At 70.3% G+C, this 17,035-nt stretch carries 21 protein-coding genes and 1 tRNA gene; 12 read left to right on the top strand and 10 right to left on the bottom strand.

Going from position 1 to position 17,035, the window contains the following annotated elements:
- Nucleotide 1 precedes the first annotated feature (1 nt).
- On the top strand, nucleotides 2–448 hold the full coding sequence (locus IEZ13_RS22670) for an HIT family protein (RefSeq protein WP_183222984.1): 447 nt from the start codon (nucleotides 2–4) through the stop codon (nucleotides 446–448).
- 2 nt (nucleotides 449–450) lie between these two features.
- Nucleotides 451–1,113 carry a peptide-methionine (S)-S-oxide reductase MsrA gene (gene msrA / locus IEZ13_RS22665; protein ID WP_183222983.1) on the top strand — a complete coding sequence of 221 codons (663 nt, stop codon included), beginning with the start codon at nucleotides 451–453 and terminating at the stop codon, nucleotides 1,111–1,113.
- A gap of 48 nt (nucleotides 1,114–1,161) precedes the next feature.
- Here the strand turns inward: msrA and IEZ13_RS22660 are convergent, their stop codons facing one another.
- The gene (locus IEZ13_RS22660) at nucleotides 1,162–1,767 is read right to left on the bottom strand and encodes a hypothetical protein (protein WP_183222982.1); all 606 of its coding nucleotides are present in this window, start codon (nucleotides 1,765–1,767) and stop codon (nucleotides 1,162–1,164) included.
- Nucleotides 1,768–1,936: 169 nt separating this feature from the next.
- On the opposite strand from IEZ13_RS22660, the gene IEZ13_RS22655 reads away from it, so the two are divergent.
- Complete coding sequence (locus IEZ13_RS22655; RefSeq protein WP_183222981.1) at nucleotides 1,937–2,266, top strand: hypothetical protein; 330 nt, start codon at nucleotides 1,937–1,939, stop codon at nucleotides 2,264–2,266.
- Here IEZ13_RS22655 and IEZ13_RS22650 read toward each other — a convergent pair.
- Complete coding sequence (locus tag IEZ13_RS22650) at nucleotides 2,263–2,445, bottom strand: hypothetical protein (RefSeq protein WP_183222980.1); 183 nt, start codon at nucleotides 2,443–2,445, stop codon at nucleotides 2,263–2,265. The genes IEZ13_RS22655 and IEZ13_RS22650 overlap by 4 nt on opposite strands.
- Nucleotides 2,446–2,535: 90 nt before the next feature.
- Between IEZ13_RS22650 and IEZ13_RS22645 the strand changes: the two genes are divergently transcribed.
- The 4 genes from IEZ13_RS22645 (at nucleotide 2,536) to IEZ13_RS22630 (ending at nucleotide 6,636) form a co-directional block, all read left to right on the top strand.
- Nucleotides 2,536–3,957 (top strand): CYTH and CHAD domain-containing protein, encoded by a 1,422-nt coding sequence (locus IEZ13_RS22645; RefSeq protein ID WP_183222979.1) that lies wholly within the window; start codon nucleotides 2,536–2,538, stop codon nucleotides 3,955–3,957.
- 45 nt (nucleotides 3,958–4,002) lie between these two features.
- The gene (ppk2, locus tag IEZ13_RS22640) at nucleotides 4,003–4,944 is read left to right on the top strand and encodes a polyphosphate kinase 2 (RefSeq protein WP_183222978.1); all 942 of its coding nucleotides are present in this window, start codon (nucleotides 4,003–4,005) and stop codon (nucleotides 4,942–4,944) included.
- 267 nt (nucleotides 4,945–5,211) lie between these two features.
- The gene (locus IEZ13_RS22635) at nucleotides 5,212–6,123 is read left to right on the top strand and encodes a ribonuclease Z (RefSeq protein ID WP_183222977.1); all 912 of its coding nucleotides are present in this window, start codon (nucleotides 5,212–5,214) and stop codon (nucleotides 6,121–6,123) included.
- A gap of 9 nt (nucleotides 6,124–6,132) precedes the next feature.
- A complete protein-coding gene (locus IEZ13_RS22630) occupies nucleotides 6,133–6,636 on the top strand; it encodes a GNAT family N-acetyltransferase (protein ID WP_183222976.1) in 504 nt (167 codons plus the stop codon).
- A gap of 287 nt (nucleotides 6,637–6,923) precedes the next feature.
- On the opposite strand, the gene IEZ13_RS22625 is transcribed toward IEZ13_RS22630, so the two are convergent.
- From IEZ13_RS22625 to IEZ13_RS22615, 3 genes are all read right to left on the bottom strand, one after another.
- Entirely contained in the window at nucleotides 6,924–7,259 is a 336-nt protein-coding gene (locus tag IEZ13_RS22625; protein WP_229794897.1) for a hypothetical protein, read from the bottom strand.
- A 174-nt stretch (nucleotides 7,260–7,433) separates the two neighbouring features.
- The gene (locus IEZ13_RS22620; protein WP_183222975.1) at nucleotides 7,434–8,792 is read right to left on the bottom strand and encodes a cystathionine beta-synthase; all 1,359 of its coding nucleotides are present in this window, start codon (nucleotides 8,790–8,792) and stop codon (nucleotides 7,434–7,436) included.
- Between the two features lie 3 nt (nucleotides 8,793–8,795).
- The gene (locus IEZ13_RS22615) at nucleotides 8,796–9,140 is read right to left on the bottom strand and encodes a YkvA family protein (protein WP_183222974.1); all 345 of its coding nucleotides are present in this window, start codon (nucleotides 9,138–9,140) and stop codon (nucleotides 8,796–8,798) included.
- Between the two features lie 143 nt (nucleotides 9,141–9,283).
- Between IEZ13_RS22615 and IEZ13_RS22610 the strand changes: the two genes are divergently transcribed.
- From IEZ13_RS22610 to IEZ13_RS22595, 4 genes are all read left to right on the top strand, one after another.
- Nucleotides 9,284–10,309: an SGNH/GDSL hydrolase family protein gene (locus IEZ13_RS22610; protein ID WP_183222973.1), complete on the top strand. Its 1,026-nt coding sequence runs from the start codon at nucleotides 9,284–9,286 to the stop codon at nucleotides 10,307–10,309.
- A gap of 16 nt (nucleotides 10,310–10,325) precedes the next feature.
- Entirely contained in the window at nucleotides 10,326–11,114 is a 789-nt protein-coding gene (locus IEZ13_RS22605; protein ID WP_183222972.1) for an SGNH/GDSL hydrolase family protein, read from the top strand.
- A gap of 65 nt (nucleotides 11,115–11,179) precedes the next feature.
- Nucleotides 11,180–12,421 carry an acetyl-CoA C-acetyltransferase gene (locus IEZ13_RS22600; RefSeq protein ID WP_183222971.1) on the top strand — a complete coding sequence of 414 codons (1,242 nt, stop codon included), beginning with the start codon at nucleotides 11,180–11,182 and terminating at the stop codon, nucleotides 12,419–12,421.
- A 300-nt stretch (nucleotides 12,422–12,721) separates the two neighbouring features.
- Complete coding sequence (locus tag IEZ13_RS22595; RefSeq protein WP_183222970.1) at nucleotides 12,722–13,180, top strand: GNAT family N-acetyltransferase; 459 nt, start codon at nucleotides 12,722–12,724, stop codon at nucleotides 13,178–13,180.
- A gap of 190 nt (nucleotides 13,181–13,370) precedes the next feature.
- Here the strand turns inward: IEZ13_RS22595 and IEZ13_RS22590 are convergent, their stop codons facing one another.
- The 4 genes from IEZ13_RS22590 to IEZ13_RS22575 all read right to left on the bottom strand — a co-directional run bounded on the left by IEZ13_RS22590 (nucleotide 13,371) and on the right by IEZ13_RS22575 (nucleotide 16,318).
- Nucleotides 13,371–13,676, bottom strand: coding sequence for a hypothetical protein (locus IEZ13_RS22590; protein ID WP_229794895.1), 306 nt, complete (start codon nucleotides 13,674–13,676; stop codon nucleotides 13,371–13,373).
- 191 nt (nucleotides 13,677–13,867) lie between these two features.
- A complete protein-coding gene (locus IEZ13_RS22585; RefSeq protein ID WP_183222969.1) occupies nucleotides 13,868–14,704 on the bottom strand; it encodes a Bax inhibitor-1/YccA family protein in 837 nt (278 codons plus the stop codon).
- A 177-nt stretch (nucleotides 14,705–14,881) separates the two neighbouring features.
- A tRNA-Leu gene (locus IEZ13_RS22580) sits at nucleotides 14,882–14,967 on the bottom strand.
- Nucleotides 14,968–15,022: 55 nt separating this feature from the next.
- Nucleotides 15,023–16,318 carry an NAD(P)/FAD-dependent oxidoreductase gene (locus IEZ13_RS22575; RefSeq protein WP_229794915.1) on the bottom strand — a complete coding sequence of 432 codons (1,296 nt, stop codon included), beginning with the start codon at nucleotides 16,316–16,318 and terminating at the stop codon, nucleotides 15,023–15,025.
- On the opposite strand from IEZ13_RS22575, the gene IEZ13_RS46675 reads away from it, so the two are divergent.
- The gene (locus IEZ13_RS46675; protein ID WP_229794917.1) at nucleotides 16,259–16,453 is read left to right on the top strand and encodes a hypothetical protein; all 195 of its coding nucleotides are present in this window, start codon (nucleotides 16,259–16,261) and stop codon (nucleotides 16,451–16,453) included. The genes IEZ13_RS22575 and IEZ13_RS46675 overlap by 60 nt on opposite strands.
- 15 nt (nucleotides 16,454–16,468) lie before the next feature.
- Here IEZ13_RS46675 and IEZ13_RS22570 read toward each other — a convergent pair whose 3' ends face one another.
- Complete coding sequence (locus tag IEZ13_RS22570; protein WP_229794893.1) at nucleotides 16,469–17,035, bottom strand: hypothetical protein; 567 nt, start codon at nucleotides 17,033–17,035, stop codon at nucleotides 16,469–16,471.

Raw genomic sequence — 17,035 nt, 5'->3', positions numbered from 1 at the left:
GATGGCAGACTGTGTGTTCTGCGGCATCGTGGCGGGGTCCGTCCCCGCGTTCCTGGTGGCCTCCGCCCCGGCCGGGCTGGCGTTTCTCGACGTCCGCCCGGTGTTCAAGGGCCACGTCCTGGTGATCCCACGCCCCCACATCGTCACACTTCCCGACCTGCCGCCCTCGGACTTGCCGGAATATTTCGGGTTCGTGCGCCGGATCGCGACGGCCGTCCCCGCCGCGCTCGGTGCGCAGGGCACCTTCGTGGCGATGAACAACGTCGTCTCCCAGTCGGTGCCGCACCTGCACACGCACGTCGTACCCCGTACCAGAGGCGATGGTTTGAAGGGCTTCTTCTGGCCGCGCCGGAAATACGCCGACGACGACGAGGCGACCGGGATCGCCGCCGCCGTCGGTAAGGAATACACCCGCCTCAGCGTTGCAGAGACCGGACGAAGGGAGTGACCGTGTTCCTGCGGTACAAGAAGCTCGACCTGCCCACCGCCGAGACCGCCCTGCCCGGCCGCGACACCGAGACGCCGGTCGCGGAGAGGCACACCGTGCTGGGCACCCCGATGAAGGGCCCGTGGCCCGAGGGGCTGGAGGTCGCGGTCTTCGGGATGGGCTGTTTCTGGGGCGCGGAGCGGATCTTCTGGCGGCTGCCCGGCGTGTACTCCACGTCGGCCGGCTACGCGGGTGGCTTCACCGCCAACCCGACGTACGAGGAGACCTGCTTCGGGACGACCGGCCACACCGAGGTGGTCCAGGTGGTCCACGACCCCGCCAAGATCAGCTATGCCGACCTGCTGAAGGCCTTCTGGGAGAACCACGACCCGACCCAGGGCATGCGCCAGGGCAACGACGTGGGCACCCAGTACCGGTCCGCGATCTACACGACCACGGACGCCCAGGCGGAGACGGCGGCGGCCTCGCGGGACGCCTTCCAGCCGGTGGTCACGGCCGCCGGCCACGGGACCATCACCACCGAGATCAAGCCGCTGACCGCGTACTACTACGCCGAGGACTACCACCAGCAGTACCTCGACAAGAACCCGGGCGGCTACTGCAACCACGGCCCGAACGGCATGACCTGCCCGATCGGCGTCGCCCAGGTCCCCGACGCGACCTGACCCGCCGGAACCGAACGGCCGCCGGCCACGCCGGCGGCCGTTCGTTCGTCAATACCGGTCCTGGAGCAGCTCTGCCCGCTGGAGCAGGCGCAGCCAGGCGTCGGTGAGCTCGCCCTTGTTCCGGCCCTTGCGGATGCGGTGCTCCAGCAGGCCGGGGCCGAGCACCAGGGAGACCAGCTCCGGATAGCGTGGCCCGAAGACCCACTCGGCGAAGAACGTCACCGCATCCGGCGCGATCGGGTGGTGGACCTCCTGGACGACCTCCCAGTCGATGTTCCTCTGGAACCACGCCCAGTCTTCGACGTAGTACACGTCACCCTTGACCGGATCGAGGGAGATGCTCTCGCCGCCCTCGATGCCGAGGCGGCCCTTCGTCAAGGACTGCCACGGCCACATCTCCCAGCCGAGATCGATCGGCATGGGCAGCAGCATCTCGATGTCCGGCCGCGCCTGCCATCCCTCGAGCGAGCGCAGCTCGTCCGGGCAGTCGAACCGGAAGAGCGGGCCGTCGACCCACTCGAACAGCCGGTACGCCGCCACGGCGGCGGGCGGCGCGTCCGCGGGCGCCTCCCGCAACGCGAGCGGCGGCCCGATCTCGACCGCCAGACCCGACTCGGCCGCCACCGCGCGGCACCGCTCGACTCTGCTTCGCAACTCCTCCAGCATTCCGGGCATTGTCGTCGAGATGGCCGGGACGGCTCGCGCCGGTCCGGCCGCTGAAGGTCAAGACGGGGACGCGGAATTCACGCGCGCGATCGAAAAAAATCGACATGTCCGGACATCCCGCTCACACTCGAAATCGAGTAACACGGGAGGTAAGGGCATGACGACGAGGTACCACAACGACGAGGAACGGGCCAGCTGGGATCTCGCCGAGTTCCTCCTGCAACAGGCGCGGGACATGATGCGCGAGGCCGAGGACGCCCTGGAGACCTGGAAGACCGGCAAGGAGATGAACCGCCTGCGCTGCGCGCGCCGCGGCATCAGCACCACCGACGCCGAGATCCGCTGGTCCGCCACGGCCAACGCGAAGAACGCGCTGACCGCGAACGGCTTCTACACCGGCCTGGCCACGATGTACTTCAACGCGGCGACGGCGAACTACGCCCGTGCCGTCTACCTGCACGCGCGCGACGACGCCCGGCTGCTCTAGCTCTCCGGGGCGTCGTCGGCGGACGAGTCCTGGGTGGCGGCCGGCGGGCGGGGCGGGTCGGCCTGAGCCGGTGACGCCGGCACCGCGAGGGCCAGGCCGAGAACCGCGCCGGCGCCGATGAGGCGCAGACCGGCGAGCGAGGCGGCGAGTGGGACGGGACGACGTTCGGGCTTCTCCATACAGCACTCCTTACGAGCCGGGTCACCACGGTGCCAGGCGAACCTGAGACACCGCTGTGCATCAGCCGCCGCGGCAGGCACCATGGACGGGTGGAGATCGCCACCGAGACCGAGCGCAAGTACGACGTCCCCGAGACCTTCGAACTTCCTGATCTGGTCGGCGCCGGAGATATCGCCGGAGTCGACGGTGCCGAGATCCACGATCTCGACGCCACCTACTTCGACACCGAAGACCTGATCTTGATGAGAAATCGCCGGACTCTCCGCCGGCGCTCCGGCGGCAACGACGCCGGATGGCATCTCAAGACCCCCGGGGACGGCGCCGGCCGGACCGAGCACCGGCTGCCCGGCGAGTCCGACGAGGTGCCCGCCGAGCTGGTCGGCGTGGTCCGGTCGATCGTCCGGCGGCGGCCGCTCGCCCCGGTGGCCCGGCTGCGCACGCACCGGGTGGAGACGCCGTTGCGGGATTCCGGCGGCCGCACTCTCGCGCTGATCGCCCAGGATCAGGTGCGCGCCGAGTCGGACGGCGCCGAGCAGGCCTGGCAGGAGATCGAGGTCGAGCTGGTCTCCGGCGACGCGGCGGTGCTCGACGCGGTCGAGGAGGCGCTGTTCGCCGCCGGCGCGCGCCCGGCCGAGGGGCCGTCCAAGGTGGCGCGGGCGCTGGCCGGCCGGCTCGCCGCACACCAGCCGGCCAAGAAGACCAAGATCAAGGTCAACCCCGTTTCGGCGTACGCCCGTGAGCAGCGCGACGCCATCATCGGCTACGACCCGGCCGCCCGTCGTGGCGAGCCCCGGGCCGTGCACCAGATGCGGGTGGCCACCCGGCGGCTGCGCAGCACGCTGAAGACGTACAAGAGGTCGATCCCGGACAACGGCATCCGCGACGAGTTGCGCTGGCTGGCCGGGGTGCTGGGCGCGGTCCGCGACCCACAGGTGCTGGAGGAGAAGCTGCTCGCCCTGGTCGAGGAGGCGGGGCCGGAGTTCGCCCCGGCCGCCGACCGGGTGCGCGCCCACCTGGAGGACCAGATCGAGACCGGCCGCACCGAGCTGGCCGGGGCTCTGGAGTCGGACCGCTACCTGGACCTGCTGGACCGGATCGACGAGCTGGTCGACGGCGACCCGTTCCGCACCCCCGACCCGGTCAACCGTGCCCGGAAGGTGCTGGCCAAAGCGGACGATCGGCTCGACGCGGCGCTGGCGAGCGGGGTGGAGGAGGAGATCCACGAGTCCCGCAAGGGCTTCAAGCAGGCCAGGTATTCCGTGGAGCTGCTCGTCCCGGAGCACGGCAAGGACGCGAAACGCCTGGTGAAGCGGCTCACCGCGCTACAGGACGGCCTAGGGTCGTACCAGGATTCGAACGTCGCCCGGTCGGTGCTGCGCGAGCTGGGCGAGGGCAGTTTCCACTTCGGGGTGCTTTACGGGCGTCAGGAGCAGGTCGGCCGGGAAGAATTGGCCAAGGTGCCCGCCCTGGCGAAGGCGGCGCGCCGGCGCAGGGTTCGGCGACTGTTCTGATCAAGGACGTTGTGCTCGTGGCGGGCGGGGGTATCAAGTCGGGTCATGCAATCGGAGTACGAGCTGGCGAGCACCCATCCCTACGACGGGCCGATCGCCGAACTGGCCGGCTACCGCGTCATCGACGACGCGGACGACGATCCCCGCCTGCTCGACGCCGACGGGCAGCCGGTGGTCACCTGGCGGGAGGACTACCCGTACGACGAGCGCCTGTCCCGCACCGACTACGACCACGACAAGCGGCTGCTCCAGATCGAGCTGCTGAAGCTCCAGAACTGGTGCAAGGAGACCGGCGAGCGTCTCCTGATCCTGTTCGAGGGGCGGGACGCGGCCGGCAAGGGTGGCACGATCAAGCGGTTCATGGAGCATCTGAATCCGCGCGGCGCCCGGGTGGTGGCCCTGGAGAAGCCGACCCAGAGGGAGAGCACCCAGTGGTATTACCAGCGGTACATCAAGCATCTGCCGGCGGCCGGTGAGATCGTGCTCTTCGACCGGTCCTGGTACAACCGGGCCGGCGTCGAGCGGGTGATGGGCTTCTGCGACCGCAAGGAGTATCTGGAGTTCCTCCGCCAGACCCCGGAGCTGGAGCGGATGCTGGTCCGCTCCGGGATCCACCTGGTGAAGTTCTGGTTCTCGGTGACCAGCAGCGAGCAGCGGACCCGGTTCGCGATCCGGCAGGTGGACCCGGTCCGGCAGTGGAAACTCTCCCCCATGGACCTGGCCTCGCTGGACAGGTGGGACGACTACACCGAGGCCAAGGAGGCGATGTTCTTCTACACCGACACCGCGGACGCCCCGTGGACGGTGGTGAAGAGCAACGACAAGAAGCGGGCCCGGCTGGAGGCGATGCGGCACGTTCTGCACCGCTTCGCCTACGAGGACAAGGACACCGGGATCGTCGGCACACCGGACCCGCTGATCGTCGGCTCCGCCAATCTCGTGGTGGAGAATCCCAATGCGTCTCCCCCGGTATTCCCGCGGCTCTGAGTGATTCAAAACCGTTGGCGCTGTCTCCAGTGTCTGGCTAACGTGGCCGCATGCGGGGGTGCTCCAGGGACTCGGGAGGTGGCGGCCCGTTAGCCGCTGTGTTCCCCGCGTTGGCAGAGAAATGTCGAGACCGTGTAAAACAGCGGTTCGGCGAGTAACAGACAGCCACCCGACCCCTAGGGATCCGGCCTTGTCCGACCGGACCACACTCGTTCGCGAGTGTGGAAGTCCCCAGGGGTCGCTTCATATGCAGCGGGGGGAGGAACGATGCGGGAGCTTGTCGCGCTCGGCACGGCGAGCCAGGTGCCCACCCGGCACCGCAACCACAACGGCTACCTGCTGCGCTGGGACGACGAGGTGATCCTCTTCGACCCGGGTGAGGGCACCCAGCGCCAACTGCTGATGGCCGGCCTCCCGGTCACCCCGCTGCGCCGCATCTGCATCACCCACTTCCACGGCGACCACAGCCTCGGCCTGCCCGGCGTCCTCCAGCGGATCTCGCTGGACCGGGTGCCGCACCCGGTCCACGTCCACTACCCGGCCGGCGGGAGTGAGTTCTACGACCGCCTGCGACACGCCACCAGCTACTGGGACAACGCCGACATCGTGCCGGGTCCGGTGGGCGCCGGCTTCGCGGTGGAGACCTCGGCGGGGCGCCTCACCGCGCTGCCGCTCCGGCATTCCATCGAGACGTACGGGTACCGCCTGGCCGAACCCGACTCCCGCCGGATGGTGCCCACGCTGCTCGCCGAGCGCGGCATCAGCGGCCCGGCGGTCGGTGAGCTGCTGCGGGCCGGCCGGCTGGGTGACGTCGCGCTCGAGGAGGTGAGCGTGGTCCGCCCCGGCCAGAGTTTCGCCTTCGTGATGGACACCGGCCTGTGCGACAACGTGTTCGCGCTGGCCGACGGCGTGGACCTGCTGGTGATCGAGTCCACCTTCCTGGCCGAGGACGCGGCGCTGGCCGCCCAGGTGGGGCATCTGACCGCGGGGCAGGCCGCCGCGGTCGCGCGCGAGTGCGGCGTACGGAAACTGGTCTTGACGCATTTCTCCCAGCGCTACCCGGAGCCGGACCGCTTCCTGGAGGAGGCGCGCAAGGAGTTCGACGGCCCGATCGTGATCGCCGAGGATCTGCTGCGGGTGCCCGTGCCGCCGCGGCGGCAGCCGCCGGAGCCGGGCTAACGTCGGTCCATGACCGTTTCGCTTCGCCCTGCGGAGGACGGTGATCTGGCCGCGATCGGCGCGCTGCATCACCGTTCCCGGGCGGCCGCCTACGCCCATCTGATTCCGGCCGAGACGTTCGCGGCCCGCGGGCCGGAGGCGATGAGCGCCTGGTGGGTCGAGCGCTGGCGGTGGGAGCGGGAGACGCACCGGATGACCGTCGCCGAGGTGGACGGCGAGCTGGCCGGTTTCACCTACCTGGGCCCGAGCGAGACCGAGGGCGCCGCCGAGCTGTACGCGATCCATCTGGCCCCGGAGCGGGTCGGCGCCGGCGTCGGCCGGCGACTGATGATCGACGCGCTGGAGCGGCTGGCCGGGTTCGGGGCCGAGCGGGCGGTGCTGTGGGTGCTGGAGGACAACGCGGTGGCCCGGCGCTTCTACGAGAAGGGCGGCTGGCTCCCGGACGGGGCGGTCCGGGTCGCCCCGGTCAACGACCGGGACCTGCCACAGCTGCGCTACTCACATCCGCTGTAGACGTGGGGCGCTGGTCGGGCGGGAGCACGGGACCGAGTGAATGCGGGGGAACCTGTTGGTCTCGTGCTCCCGCCCACCGCCCCGCCCGAACCGGATGCGCCTGGCCGGAGGCGCTCGATCAGCGGAGGCGTGCCGATCTGGGATCCAGTTCAAGAGCGGGTCTGGGCGCGGGACACCGGAGCGCTGGCGGGGCGCGCCGGTGTCACCGCCGGGCGACGTCTGCCGGGCCGGGAAGCCGCACTTGCCGGGGGACGGTCAAGCATGTCGGCGACGTCAGGGTCCAAGGATCAGGCCAGATACCTCCGGTTGTCGTCGTTGCGGTGGTAGGGGCCGGCGCCGTAGCGGCCGATCTCGTCCACACCGGCCCGCTTGCCGGGCAGGGAACGCATGCTGTTCAGGTCGTGGCGCAGGGTCCAGGCCTCACGCCACGGCCGCCGGGCGACCGCGGCGGCACGCTCGGCCAGACGGCGGGCCGAGCACGGCCAGCGCCATCCGCACCAGTCGCAGGTGCCTTCCAGGCCATCCACGCCGGCCGCCACGTGGCGCCCGAGCATCCGTTGCGCGTCCCGCCACAACAGGCGGTCCACGATGTCGGCGGGCGCCGCCTCGTCGACGTCGACCATCCCCTACCCCTCCGTCCGGGAGTGGCTCATAGCTCCGTCACGACACATACAACCGCAGCGGGCCATCGGCCGGTCGGACTGTCTGTGCGATTGCGGCGACTATCCGTAACAATCCATGAACCAGACAGCGGCCCTCGATACCGGAGATCGAGGGCCGCTGATCGCGAGGAAGGGCTAGCTGAGGTGGGCCAGCAGGTCCTGACGGGTGAGGACACCGGCCGGCTTGCCGTCGACCAGGACCATCGCGGCGTCGCCCTTCTCCAGGAGGGCGACCGCCTCGGCCACCGGCTCGCCACCGCCGATCATCGGCAGCGGGTTGCTCATGTGCCGCTCGATCGTGTCGTGCAGATGGGCATGGCCGGTGAAGAGCGCGTCCAGCAGCACCTTCTCCGAGACGGAGCCGGCCACCTCCCCGGTGACCACCGGCGGCTCGGCCTTGAGCACCGGGAGCTGGCTGACGCCGTACTCCCGCATGTAGTCGATGGCGTCGCGGACCGTCTCGGTGGGGTGCACGTGGATCAGCGGCGGAATCTCGGAACCCTTGCCGGCCAGGGCGTCGGCCACCGTGGGGGTGCCCTCCTGGGTGCGCAGGAATCCGTACCGGGCCATCCACCGGTCGTTGAAGATCTTGGACAGGTAACCGCGGCCGCCGTCCGGCAGCAGGACCACGACCACGTCGTCCGGGCCGGCCTTGCGGGCGACCTCGAGCGCGGCCACCACGGCCATCCCGCACGAGCCACCGACCAGCAGGCCCTCCTCGCGGGCCAGGCGGCGGGTCATCTCGAAGGAGTCCGAGTCGCTCACCTCGATCACCTCGTCGGTGACCTCCCGGTCGTACGCGGACGGCCAGAAGTCCTCACCGACGCCCTCGACCAGGTACGGCCGCCCGGTCCCGCCCGAGTAGACGGAGCCCTCCGGATCGGCGCCGATCACCCGGACCGGCCCCTGCTCCTTGAGGTAGCGCCCGACGCCGCTGATCGTGCCGCCGGTGCCGACGCCCGCCACGAAGTGGGTGATCTTCCCGCCGGTCTGCTCCCAGAGCTCCGGCCCGGTCTGCTCGTAGTGCGAGCGCGGGTTCGCCGGGTTGCTGTACTGATCCGGTTTCCAGGCGCCCGGGATGTCCCGGGTCAGCTGGTCGGACACGTTGTAGTAGGAACGCGGGTCCTCCGGCGCGACGGCGGTCGGGCAGACCACCACCTCGGCGCCGTACGCCCGCAGGACGTTCTGCTTGTCCTCGCTGACCTTGTCGGGGCAGACGAAGACGCACTTGTAGCCCCGCTGCTGCGCCACCAGGGCCAGGCCGACCCCGGTGTTGCCGCTGGTCGGCTCGACGATCGTGCCGCCGGCCTTGAGGAGGCCCGCCTTCTCGGCGTCCTCCACCATCCGCAGCGCGATCCGGTCCTTGACCGAACCGCCGGGGTTCATGTACTCGACCTTGGCCAGCACGGTGGCGCTGATGCCCTTGGTCACGCTGTTCAGGCGGACCAGCGGGGTGTTACCGATGATCTCGACCACGTTGTCGTAATAGCGCACGCTTCACTCTACGACCAGGGCGGACCGGGTCCGCTCCCACTCCAGGAACCGTTCAGTCTCACTGAGGATCGTGCCGGCCAGCCAGGTGACCGCGACCGCGTCGTCGATCAGCCCGAAGAGGAACACGAACGCCTCCGGGACGGCGTCGACCGGGGACACCACGTACGCCGTGGCGGCCGCCATCAACGCCAGCCGGAGGCCGCCGTCGTACCGCCCCCGGGCCGTGGCGGCGATCATGCGGGGCAGCGCGCTGAGCCTCTGGGCGAGTGTGGGACCGCCCCGGGCGCCCGCGGTGAGCGCCCGAGCGAGTGCGGTGAACGCCGCGGCACGTTTCAACGTTTTGGCCATCTGTGTTCCCCTTTCGGCAACTCAAGCATGACGTGGGCGCGCCATGATTGCCTCTCGCCATCGCGAGTTAACCTCGAATTCCGACAGCAACGCCGATCATGGGCGAGCCGGATGGTTCCCTTCGAGCGACAGCGGGGGAGACTATGAGCACCATCGACGCAACCAGCAGTGCCCACTGGCGATGGATCCGGGTGGCCGCCCGGGCCGCCGGCGCGGTCGCCGGGCTGACGGCCATCTCCGCCGGCCTGTTGATGCGCCAGGCCGCCGACGCCCGCCGGATCATCCCGATGGCCGAGGCGCCCCCGCCCCGCGGTGACGGCGTCTACGGTGCGAAATTCGGCGGCCGGCCCGTCAACCTGGTGATTCTCGGCGACTCCTCGGCCGCGGGGTACGGCGTCCACCGTCCCCGTGAGACACCCGGCGCGCTCTTCGCCACCGGGGTGTCCCGCCGCCTGCGCCGCCCGGTCCGGTTGCACCGGCTGGCCGTGGTCGGGTCGGTCTCGGCCGGCCTGCCGTACCAGGTGGACGCCGCGTGTGAGTACGAACCGGATCTCGCGATCATCCTGATCGGGGGGAACGACGTCACGCACTTCTCGGCCCGTGACGCGGCCGTCCGCCATCTGGGTGACGCGGTGCGCCGGCTGCGTGCGGCCGGATGCCGCGTCGTGGTCGGCACCTGCCCCGACCTCGGCGCGATCCAGCCGATCAAGCCGCCGCTGCGCTGGCTGGCCCGGCGCTGGAGCCGGCAGTTGGCGGCCGCGCAGACGATCGCCGTGGTCGAGGCCGGCGGCCGGACGGTGTCGCTGGGCAACCTACTGGGCCCGATGTTCGAGGCGGACCCGGTGCGGATGTACAGCTCGGATCGTTTCCACCCGTCCGCCGAGGGGTACGCCAGGGCGGTCTCCGTGATGATGCCGACCGTGATGGCCGTGCTCGGCACGGAGGACCGGGTGGCCATCCCGGTCGCCGAGGACGTCCGGGCTCTTCCCGAGGCGGCCGACGTGGCGGTCCGGTCGCCCGGCACCGAGGTCGCCCCGGCCGGGCCGTGGGCCCGGATGCGCCGCTACCGCTGGTTCAGCGCGCGCCCTGCGGCCGCGGCCCCCGTTCCCAGCGGTGACTCCGCGGCCGGGGCCGTAGGGTATACCCCAGAGGATCATCAGGTCGGCTGATGCAGGGAGGCGGGACATGGCGGGGTTGCCGGAACGACTCACCAGGGCCGCTGCCACGAGTCTGCTGGCCGGCGCGGTGGGCGGTGTCGCGCTGATCGCCGGGGAGATGCTGGCCGCCAAGGCCCGGCGCTACGCGAAGCCCACCATGGGCCTGGCCCTGCGCACGTCGATGGGCCCGCAGAGCGCGCCGCCGCTGCGCCTGGTGCTGCTCGGCGACTCGGCCGCGGTGGGTGTCGGCGTGGAGTGGCTGTCCGACACGGTCGGTGGCCAGCTCGCCCGCCTGCTCGCCGACGGCTCGGCCGAGACGGGCCAGCGGCACGTGCTGCTGTCCAGCGTCGGCGTGGCCGGGTCCCGGTCCAGCGACCTGGCCACCCAGGTGGCCCGTTCCCTGCTCGGCGACCGGCCGGACGTGGCCGTGGTGCTGATCGGGACGTTCGACGCGGCGTCCGGGCGTGGCCCCGAGGACGCGGCCGACCATCTGGGCCAGGCGGTGCGGCGGCTGCGCTCGGCCGGCGTGCAGGTGGTGGTCGGCACCTGCCCGGATCTGGGCGCCGCCCGCTCGATGGCCCCGCCGTTGCGGCAGATCGCCGGGCTGGTCGGCCGCCGGATGGCCCGGGCCCAGGCCCGGGCGGTGACCGAGGCCGGCGGTGTGGTCGTCGACCTGGCCGCCGAAACGGGTGCGGTGTTCCGCGCCGACGCCGGGACGCTCTGCTACGACGGCTTCCACCCGTCCGCCGACGGCTACCGGGTCTGGGCGCACGCGCTCTATCCGGCGGTGTCGAAAGCGGCGATGAGCAGCGTCTGAATTTTTTGCACGTCGTGTGACAAATTCGCGCTTCCGACCATGTTACCGATGAGTAAACTGAGCCCATGCCGGAAGCTGTCATCGTCGCCACTGCCCGCTCGCCCATCGGCCGCGCCCACAAGGGCTCGCTGAAGGATCTGCGCCCCGACGATCTCGCCACCACGATCGTCGACGCCGCCCTGAACAAGGTGCCGCAGCTCGACCGCACGCTCATCGAGGACCTCTACCTCGGCTGCGGTCTGCCCGGCGGCGAACAGGGCTTCAACATGGCCCGTGTGGTCGCCACCAAGCTGGGCCTGGACGGCCTGCCCGGCGCCACCATCACGCGATACTGCTCGTCCTCGCTCCAGACCACCCGGATGGCCTTCCACGCCATCAAGGCCGGTGAGGGCGACATCTTCATCTCGGCCGGTGTCGAGACCGTGTCCCGGTTCGCCCGCGGCAGCTCCGACGGCCTGCCGTCGGCCGCTCAGGAGGCGCTGGGCCGCTGGACCAACCCGTACTTCGACGAGGCCCAGGCCCGCACGCAGGCCAGCGCCCAGAACGGCAGCGTCTGGCACGACCCCCGCGAAGACGGTCTGGCCCCCGACATCTACATCGGGATGGGCTACACCGCGGAGAACCTGGCACAGATCAAGAACGTCTCCCGCGAGGAGATGGACGAATTCGGCGTCCGCAGCCAGAACCTCGCCGAGAAGGCCATCGCCAACGGCTTCTGGGAGCGCGAGATCACCCCGATCACGCTGCCCGACGGCACCGTCGTGTCGAAGGACGACGGCCCCCGCGCCGGAGTCACCGTCGACGCGGTCTCGCAGCTCAAGCCGGTCTTCCGCCCCGACGGCCGGGTCACCGCCGGCAACTGCTGCCCGCTCAACGACGGCGCCGCCGCGGTCGTGATCATGAGCGACACGAAGGCCCGCGAGCTCGGCATCACCCCGCTCGCCCGGATCGTCTCCACCGGCGTCACCGCCCTCTCCCCGGAGATCATGGGCCTCGGCCCGGTCGAAGCGTCGAAGCAGGCCCTCAAGCGCGCCGGCATGACCATCGGCGACGTCGACCTCGTCGAGATCAACGAGGCTTTCGCGGCCCAGGTCATCCCGTCGTACAAGGACCTCGGCATCCCGCTGGAGAAGCTCAACGTGAACGGCGGCGCCATCGCCGTCGGCCACCCGTTCGGCATGACCGGCGCCCGCATCACCGGCACCCTGCTGAACTCGCTCGACTGGCACGACAAGTCCATCGGCCTCGAGACCATGTGCGTCGGCGGCGGCCAGGGCATGGCGCTCATCGTCGAACGCCTCAGCTGACCTCCCGCACCCCCCGGCCCGGCACGCCCACCCCGCGTGCCGGGCCTTTTCACGATCTCCCGCAGCACAGCCGGACCGTTCCACGATCTATCGCAGCGAGGCCGGGCCGTTTCGCGATCAGTCGCAGCGAGGCAGGGTCAAGATCTTGATGTCGCAGCGGGGCGGTGGGTACAGACCGTCGCTCCCGCCGAGGGCCGGGCGCGGGCGGCCAGTCGCCTGGCGGCTCCTGAACGGCCACCCCCACCCGGCGACGTCCGTGCGTGGTCACCCTCGAACCGCACACCCCGATACGGTGCCCACATGCCGCCCAAACTGGTCCGCGTCGCCCCTGAGCACGCCGGCTTCCCCGCCGCAGCCGCCCTCTTCGACGACTACCGGGCCCACTACGGTCGCCCTTCCGACCCGTCGGCCACCGCCGGCTGGCTCACCCGTCAGATCACCACCTACGGCCTGACCCTGACCGTGGCCCTCCAGAACAGCCGCCCCGCCGGCCTGATCACCACCCTGGTCCTCCCCGCCTCGCTGCGCCTGGGCCAGGTCTGTTCCATACGCGACCTCTTCGTCGACCCCGCCCAGCGACGCAACGGAGTCGCCCGCACCCTCATGGAACACGCCATCGCCGAAGCCCGGGCCGCCGGCGCCCTGCGCGTCTCCCTGCAGACGGAGCCCGGCAACACCGCGGCCCAGGCCCTCTACGCCGAACTCGGCTTCCGCCCGGTCCCCGACCTCGACGCCCTGACCCTCCCCCTACCCTCCTGACCCACACATGCCGAACAAGCCTCAGCCATGCAGGTGGACCGGCGGGCGCGCTAAGGCCTGGAGTGGGCAGCGCCTCGCGGTGCTCGGCGGGACTGGGAAGTGCGGTTGGGTGCGGGCTTCCCCGTACCAGATGATGGGTTTTGAAGTCTGCGATCGTCCGGGCCGGCGGAATGCCGCTTTGCGGAGGGTGTCAGAGGGCGCGGCGGGTGTCGTCGACCGCGGTGGTGGCCCGGGTCAGCAGGTCGGCGGACGGGGCGGCGGCCAGGAGGTCGTCGGCCAGGACCCGGAGCTGGTCGCGCAGGACCAGGTCGTGGATGTGCGGGACCCGGCGGGTGGGGCGGGACTCGGCCTCGGCGCTCAGGTCGGCCAGGCGCTGCACCAGGTCCTGTACCAGCCGCGAGCGCGTGCCGGTGGCGGCAGCGGCTCGCCAGCGTGGCTCGTCCCAGTGGTGGACCTGCGTGAGTAGCCGCTCGATGGAGGTGGCGAAGTCGGGCACCCGGCGACCATACCCGGGCGGCTCCGGAGGGAAGGCTCCCGGCGAAGGCTGCGGCGGGAGGCTTTGGGGAAGGCTTCGGGAAAAGCGGAACCCGCCCGGCACGGGGCACGGGCGGGCTCGCGTCAAGCGGGGGACAACGCCCGGTTCGCGGGGAGGCGAGCCGGGCGTTGCTCGCGACGACCGACGAACCGTCAGTCGTCGCCTTGGAAGAAGCTCAGCAGGCGGAGGATCTCGATGTAGAGCCAGACGAGGCCCACCAGGATGCCGAACGCCGCGGTCCAGGAGTAGCGCTGCGGCAGACCCATCCGCACGCCCTCCTCGATCTCGTTGAAGTTCAGGATGAAGCTCAACGCGGCGACCACGATGCAGACCAGGCTGAAGATGTAGCCGAGCGGACCGTTGTCACGCAGACCGGTGTTGACGTCGAAGAGCGCCAGCACGAAGTTGATCAGCATGACCGCGAAGAGGCCGGCCATGACCGCGATCATCCCGCGGATGAACTTCGGCGTCGCCCGAATGACGCGGGCCTTGTAGAGCCCGGCCATCAGGAAGAACACACCGAAGGTGGCGATCACGGCCTGCAGGATGATGCCCTGATAGCCCAGGATGTTCTCGAAGAACTTGCTGACCATGCCGACGAAGACACCCTCGATGACCGCGTAGGTCAGCACGAGAGCGGGGTTGGCCATCCGCGAGAACAAGATGACCAGGCCGAGAACCAGGCCGACCAGCGCCGCGCCGATCCACGCGGGACCGATCAGGGCGTCGGGGATCAGGTTCCACGCGGCGACCGCGGAGATGCCGGTGAGGCCGAGAAGCAGCACGGTCTTGACGACGACGTCGTCGAGGGTCATCGGCTGAACGGCCGGAGGAGCGGAAGGGTAGCCCGCCGCGGTGGGGTAGGGATCGCCGTACGCCGGCTGACCGTAACCCGGCTGCGGGGCCGGCCCATATGGCCCGTACCCGGCCGCTCGCTCCCGCTCGGCCGCCTGGCCAAGGCGCGAGAGCACCGGGTTCGATGTCTTCACTGTTTCCAGCCTCCCTTGAGGTTACGGCGCTGTGCCTGTCGTTCCAGGGTAAGCCGTATGTCCACATCCCGCTGCTTCCAGTAGCTGTGAGCCAGCTGAAAATGACCGACGTCAGTGCTGGTCAGCGGCATTGCGCTCAAGATCGCGGCCGCGGCGTGACGCCGCGGCCGCGGTAGATGGTGCCCGGGGCGGGTCTCGAACCCGCACGCCTTTTCGGGCAGCCGCTTTTAAGGCGGCCGTGTCTGCCATTCCACCACCCGGGCGGCTTGCGAACACCGTAGCTGGTGCCGCCCAGGCAGTGGAAACGGCATTACCGGATCAGCGGGATCCGGCGCCCACCTTCTTCTCCTGCGGCAGCTCGACCGGCGGGGTCACCTCGGTGAACTCCTCACGCGGGCGGTGCAGCTGGCCCAGCGCCACGGTCTCCCGCTTGAGGAACAGCGCCAGCGTCCAGTCGGCGAGCACCCGGATCTTGCGGTTGAACGACGGGATCCGGCTCACGTGGTAGGTCCGGTGCATGATCCACGCCGGGTAGCCCTTGACCTTGATGCCGTAGACGTGCGCGACACCCTTGTTCAGGCCGAGGCCGGCGACACCGCCGACGTGCTTGTGGCGGTACTCCTTCGGGGCGCCGCCGAGGATCACCTGAACGATGTTGTCGGCGAGCACCCGCGCCTGGCGGACCGCGTGCTGGGCGCTCGGCGAGCACCAGCCACCGGGGTTCGTCAGGTCGGGCACCTGCGCGCAGTCACCGGCGGACCAGGCGCCCTCCAGGACCTCGCCGGTCTCGGTGTCGGCGACCTGGAGGGTGGGCAGGCAGTTGACGTGCCCCTTCGGCCCCAGCGGCAGGTCGGTGTTGGCCAGCATCGGAGACGGCTTGACACCGGCCGTCCAGACGAGGGTCTCGGCCCGGAACGAGTCACCGTCGGAGAGCTCGATCCGGCCGTCGGCGCACGACTTCAGGAAGGTGCCCAGACGCAGGTCCACGCCGCGGGCGGCGAGCTGGCGAGCGGTGTACGCGCCCATCTCGGGACCGACCTCGGGCAGGATCCGGTTGGTGGCCTCGACCAGGATGAAGTGGACCTCCTTGGGGTCCAGCTCCGGATAGTATTTCAGCGCGTCGGAGACCACGTCCTGCATCTCGGCGAGCGCCTCGATGCCGGCGAAGCCGCCACCGACGAACACGAAGTTCAGCGAAGCTTTGCGCACCTCTTCGTCGGGCGTCACGGCCGCGACGTCCAGCCGGTCGAGGATGTGGTTGCGCAGGTAGATGGCCTCGCCGATGGTCTTGAGTCCGATGCCCATGTCACTGAGGCCGGGAATCGGCAGGGTCCGCGAGACCGAGCCGGGCGCCACGATGATGTGGTCGTACTCCAACTCGTAGGCAGGACCGTCGATCGGCTGAACGCTCACGGTCTTACGCGCGTGCTCGACCCGGGTCACCTCACCGGAGACGATGCGGCACTTCTTCAACTCCCGGCGCAGCGGCACCACAGCGTGTCGCGGCGAAATGTTACCGGCCGCCGCCTCAGGCAGGAACGGCTGGTAAGTCATGTGCGGAACAGGGTCGATTACGACAACCTCGGCCCGATTGCGGTTCAGCTTCTTGGACAGGCGGAGGGCGGCGTAAAGCCCGACGTGACCTGCTCCTACGACGACGATGCGCGGCGGATTCACGCCTCTATTGTCGCGCGGGTGAAGCGATTAATGCGTGGTTCTGTGACGATCACAACGGCGGAAGTCAAGTGACCTAACACTCAGATTTCACCCGCGACGGACCATACGTGCTAGGACCATTGTCACGGCGGCGGCCGCGGCCAGACCGGCGAGCGTGGCCAGTTGGAAGGCGTCGCCGCCCAGGTCGGCGGTCAGGCCGAGAGCCAGGACGATGACCACCGCGGAGATCAGCACCACGATCAGGGCACGGCCCAGCCAGAGCGCCGGCACGTCGAAGTTCACCATCGCGTCGTAGGGCAGGACGGCCGCCAGTGCGGTCAGCGTGTGTCCCAGGTAGAGCAGGGTGGCCAGGGTCAGAACCCGCCACAGGTCGATCGAGGCGCCGAAACCGGCGGTGTTCACCAGCCACCCGGCGATCACGCTGAGCGCCGCGGCGGTGCCACCCCGGCCGCGGGGGGCCAGCGCCGCCCAGATCACGGCCGCCACCGGCAGGACCATGAGCCGGGGGTTGGACAGCATCTCCAGCGGCCAGGCGACGGCGGTCGCCAGCAGGCCGGTGAGCAGGACGCCGCACCGGACCAGGAACGGCACCGTGGTGGCCCGTCCCGCGGCGGTACGCCACCGGTCCATTCGCCTGGTCAGGTCGTTCCGCAC

Origin of the sequence: Actinoplanes campanulatus (assembly GCF_014647795.1) — a bacterium.
Lineage (GTDB): Bacteria > Actinomycetota > Actinomycetes > Mycobacteriales > Micromonosporaceae > Actinoplanes > Actinoplanes campanulatus.
This window is presented reverse-complemented; position numbering and strand designations above follow the sequence as displayed.

Excerpts from the sequence above, each read along its gene's own strand:
- IEZ13_RS22670 (WP_183222984.1), top strand. The coding sequence starts at position 2 with ATGGCAGACTGTGTGTTCTGCGGCATCGTGGCGGGGTCCGTCCCCGCG.
- IEZ13_RS22655 (WP_183222981.1), top strand. The coding sequence starts at position 1,937 with ATGACGACGAGGTACCACAACGACGAGGAACGGGCCAGCTGGGATCTC.
- IEZ13_RS22650 (WP_183222980.1), bottom strand. The coding sequence starts at position 2,445 with ATGGAGAAGCCCGAACGTCGTCCCGTCCCACTCGCCGCCTCGCTCGCC.
- ppk2 (WP_183222978.1), top strand. The coding sequence starts at position 4,003 with ATGCAATCGGAGTACGAGCTGGCGAGCACCCATCCCTACGACGGGCCG.
- IEZ13_RS22635 (WP_183222977.1), top strand. The coding sequence starts at position 5,212 with ATGCGGGAGCTTGTCGCGCTCGGCACGGCGAGCCAGGTGCCCACCCGG.
- IEZ13_RS22630 (WP_183222976.1), top strand. The coding sequence starts at position 6,133 with ATGACCGTTTCGCTTCGCCCTGCGGAGGACGGTGATCTGGCCGCGATC.
- IEZ13_RS22625 (WP_229794897.1), bottom strand. The coding sequence starts at position 7,259 with ATGGTCGACGTCGACGAGGCGGCGCCCGCCGACATCGTGGACCGCCTG.
- IEZ13_RS22615 (WP_183222974.1), bottom strand. The coding sequence starts at position 9,140 with ATGGCCAAAACGTTGAAACGTGCCGCGGCGTTCACCGCACTCGCTCGG.
- IEZ13_RS22610 (WP_183222973.1), top strand. The coding sequence starts at position 9,284 with ATGAGCACCATCGACGCAACCAGCAGTGCCCACTGGCGATGGATCCGG.
- IEZ13_RS22605 (WP_183222972.1), top strand. The coding sequence starts at position 10,326 with ATGGCGGGGTTGCCGGAACGACTCACCAGGGCCGCTGCCACGAGTCTG.
- IEZ13_RS22600 (WP_183222971.1), top strand. The coding sequence starts at position 11,180 with ATGCCGGAAGCTGTCATCGTCGCCACTGCCCGCTCGCCCATCGGCCGC.
- IEZ13_RS22595 (WP_183222970.1), top strand. The coding sequence starts at position 12,722 with ATGCCGCCCAAACTGGTCCGCGTCGCCCCTGAGCACGCCGGCTTCCCC.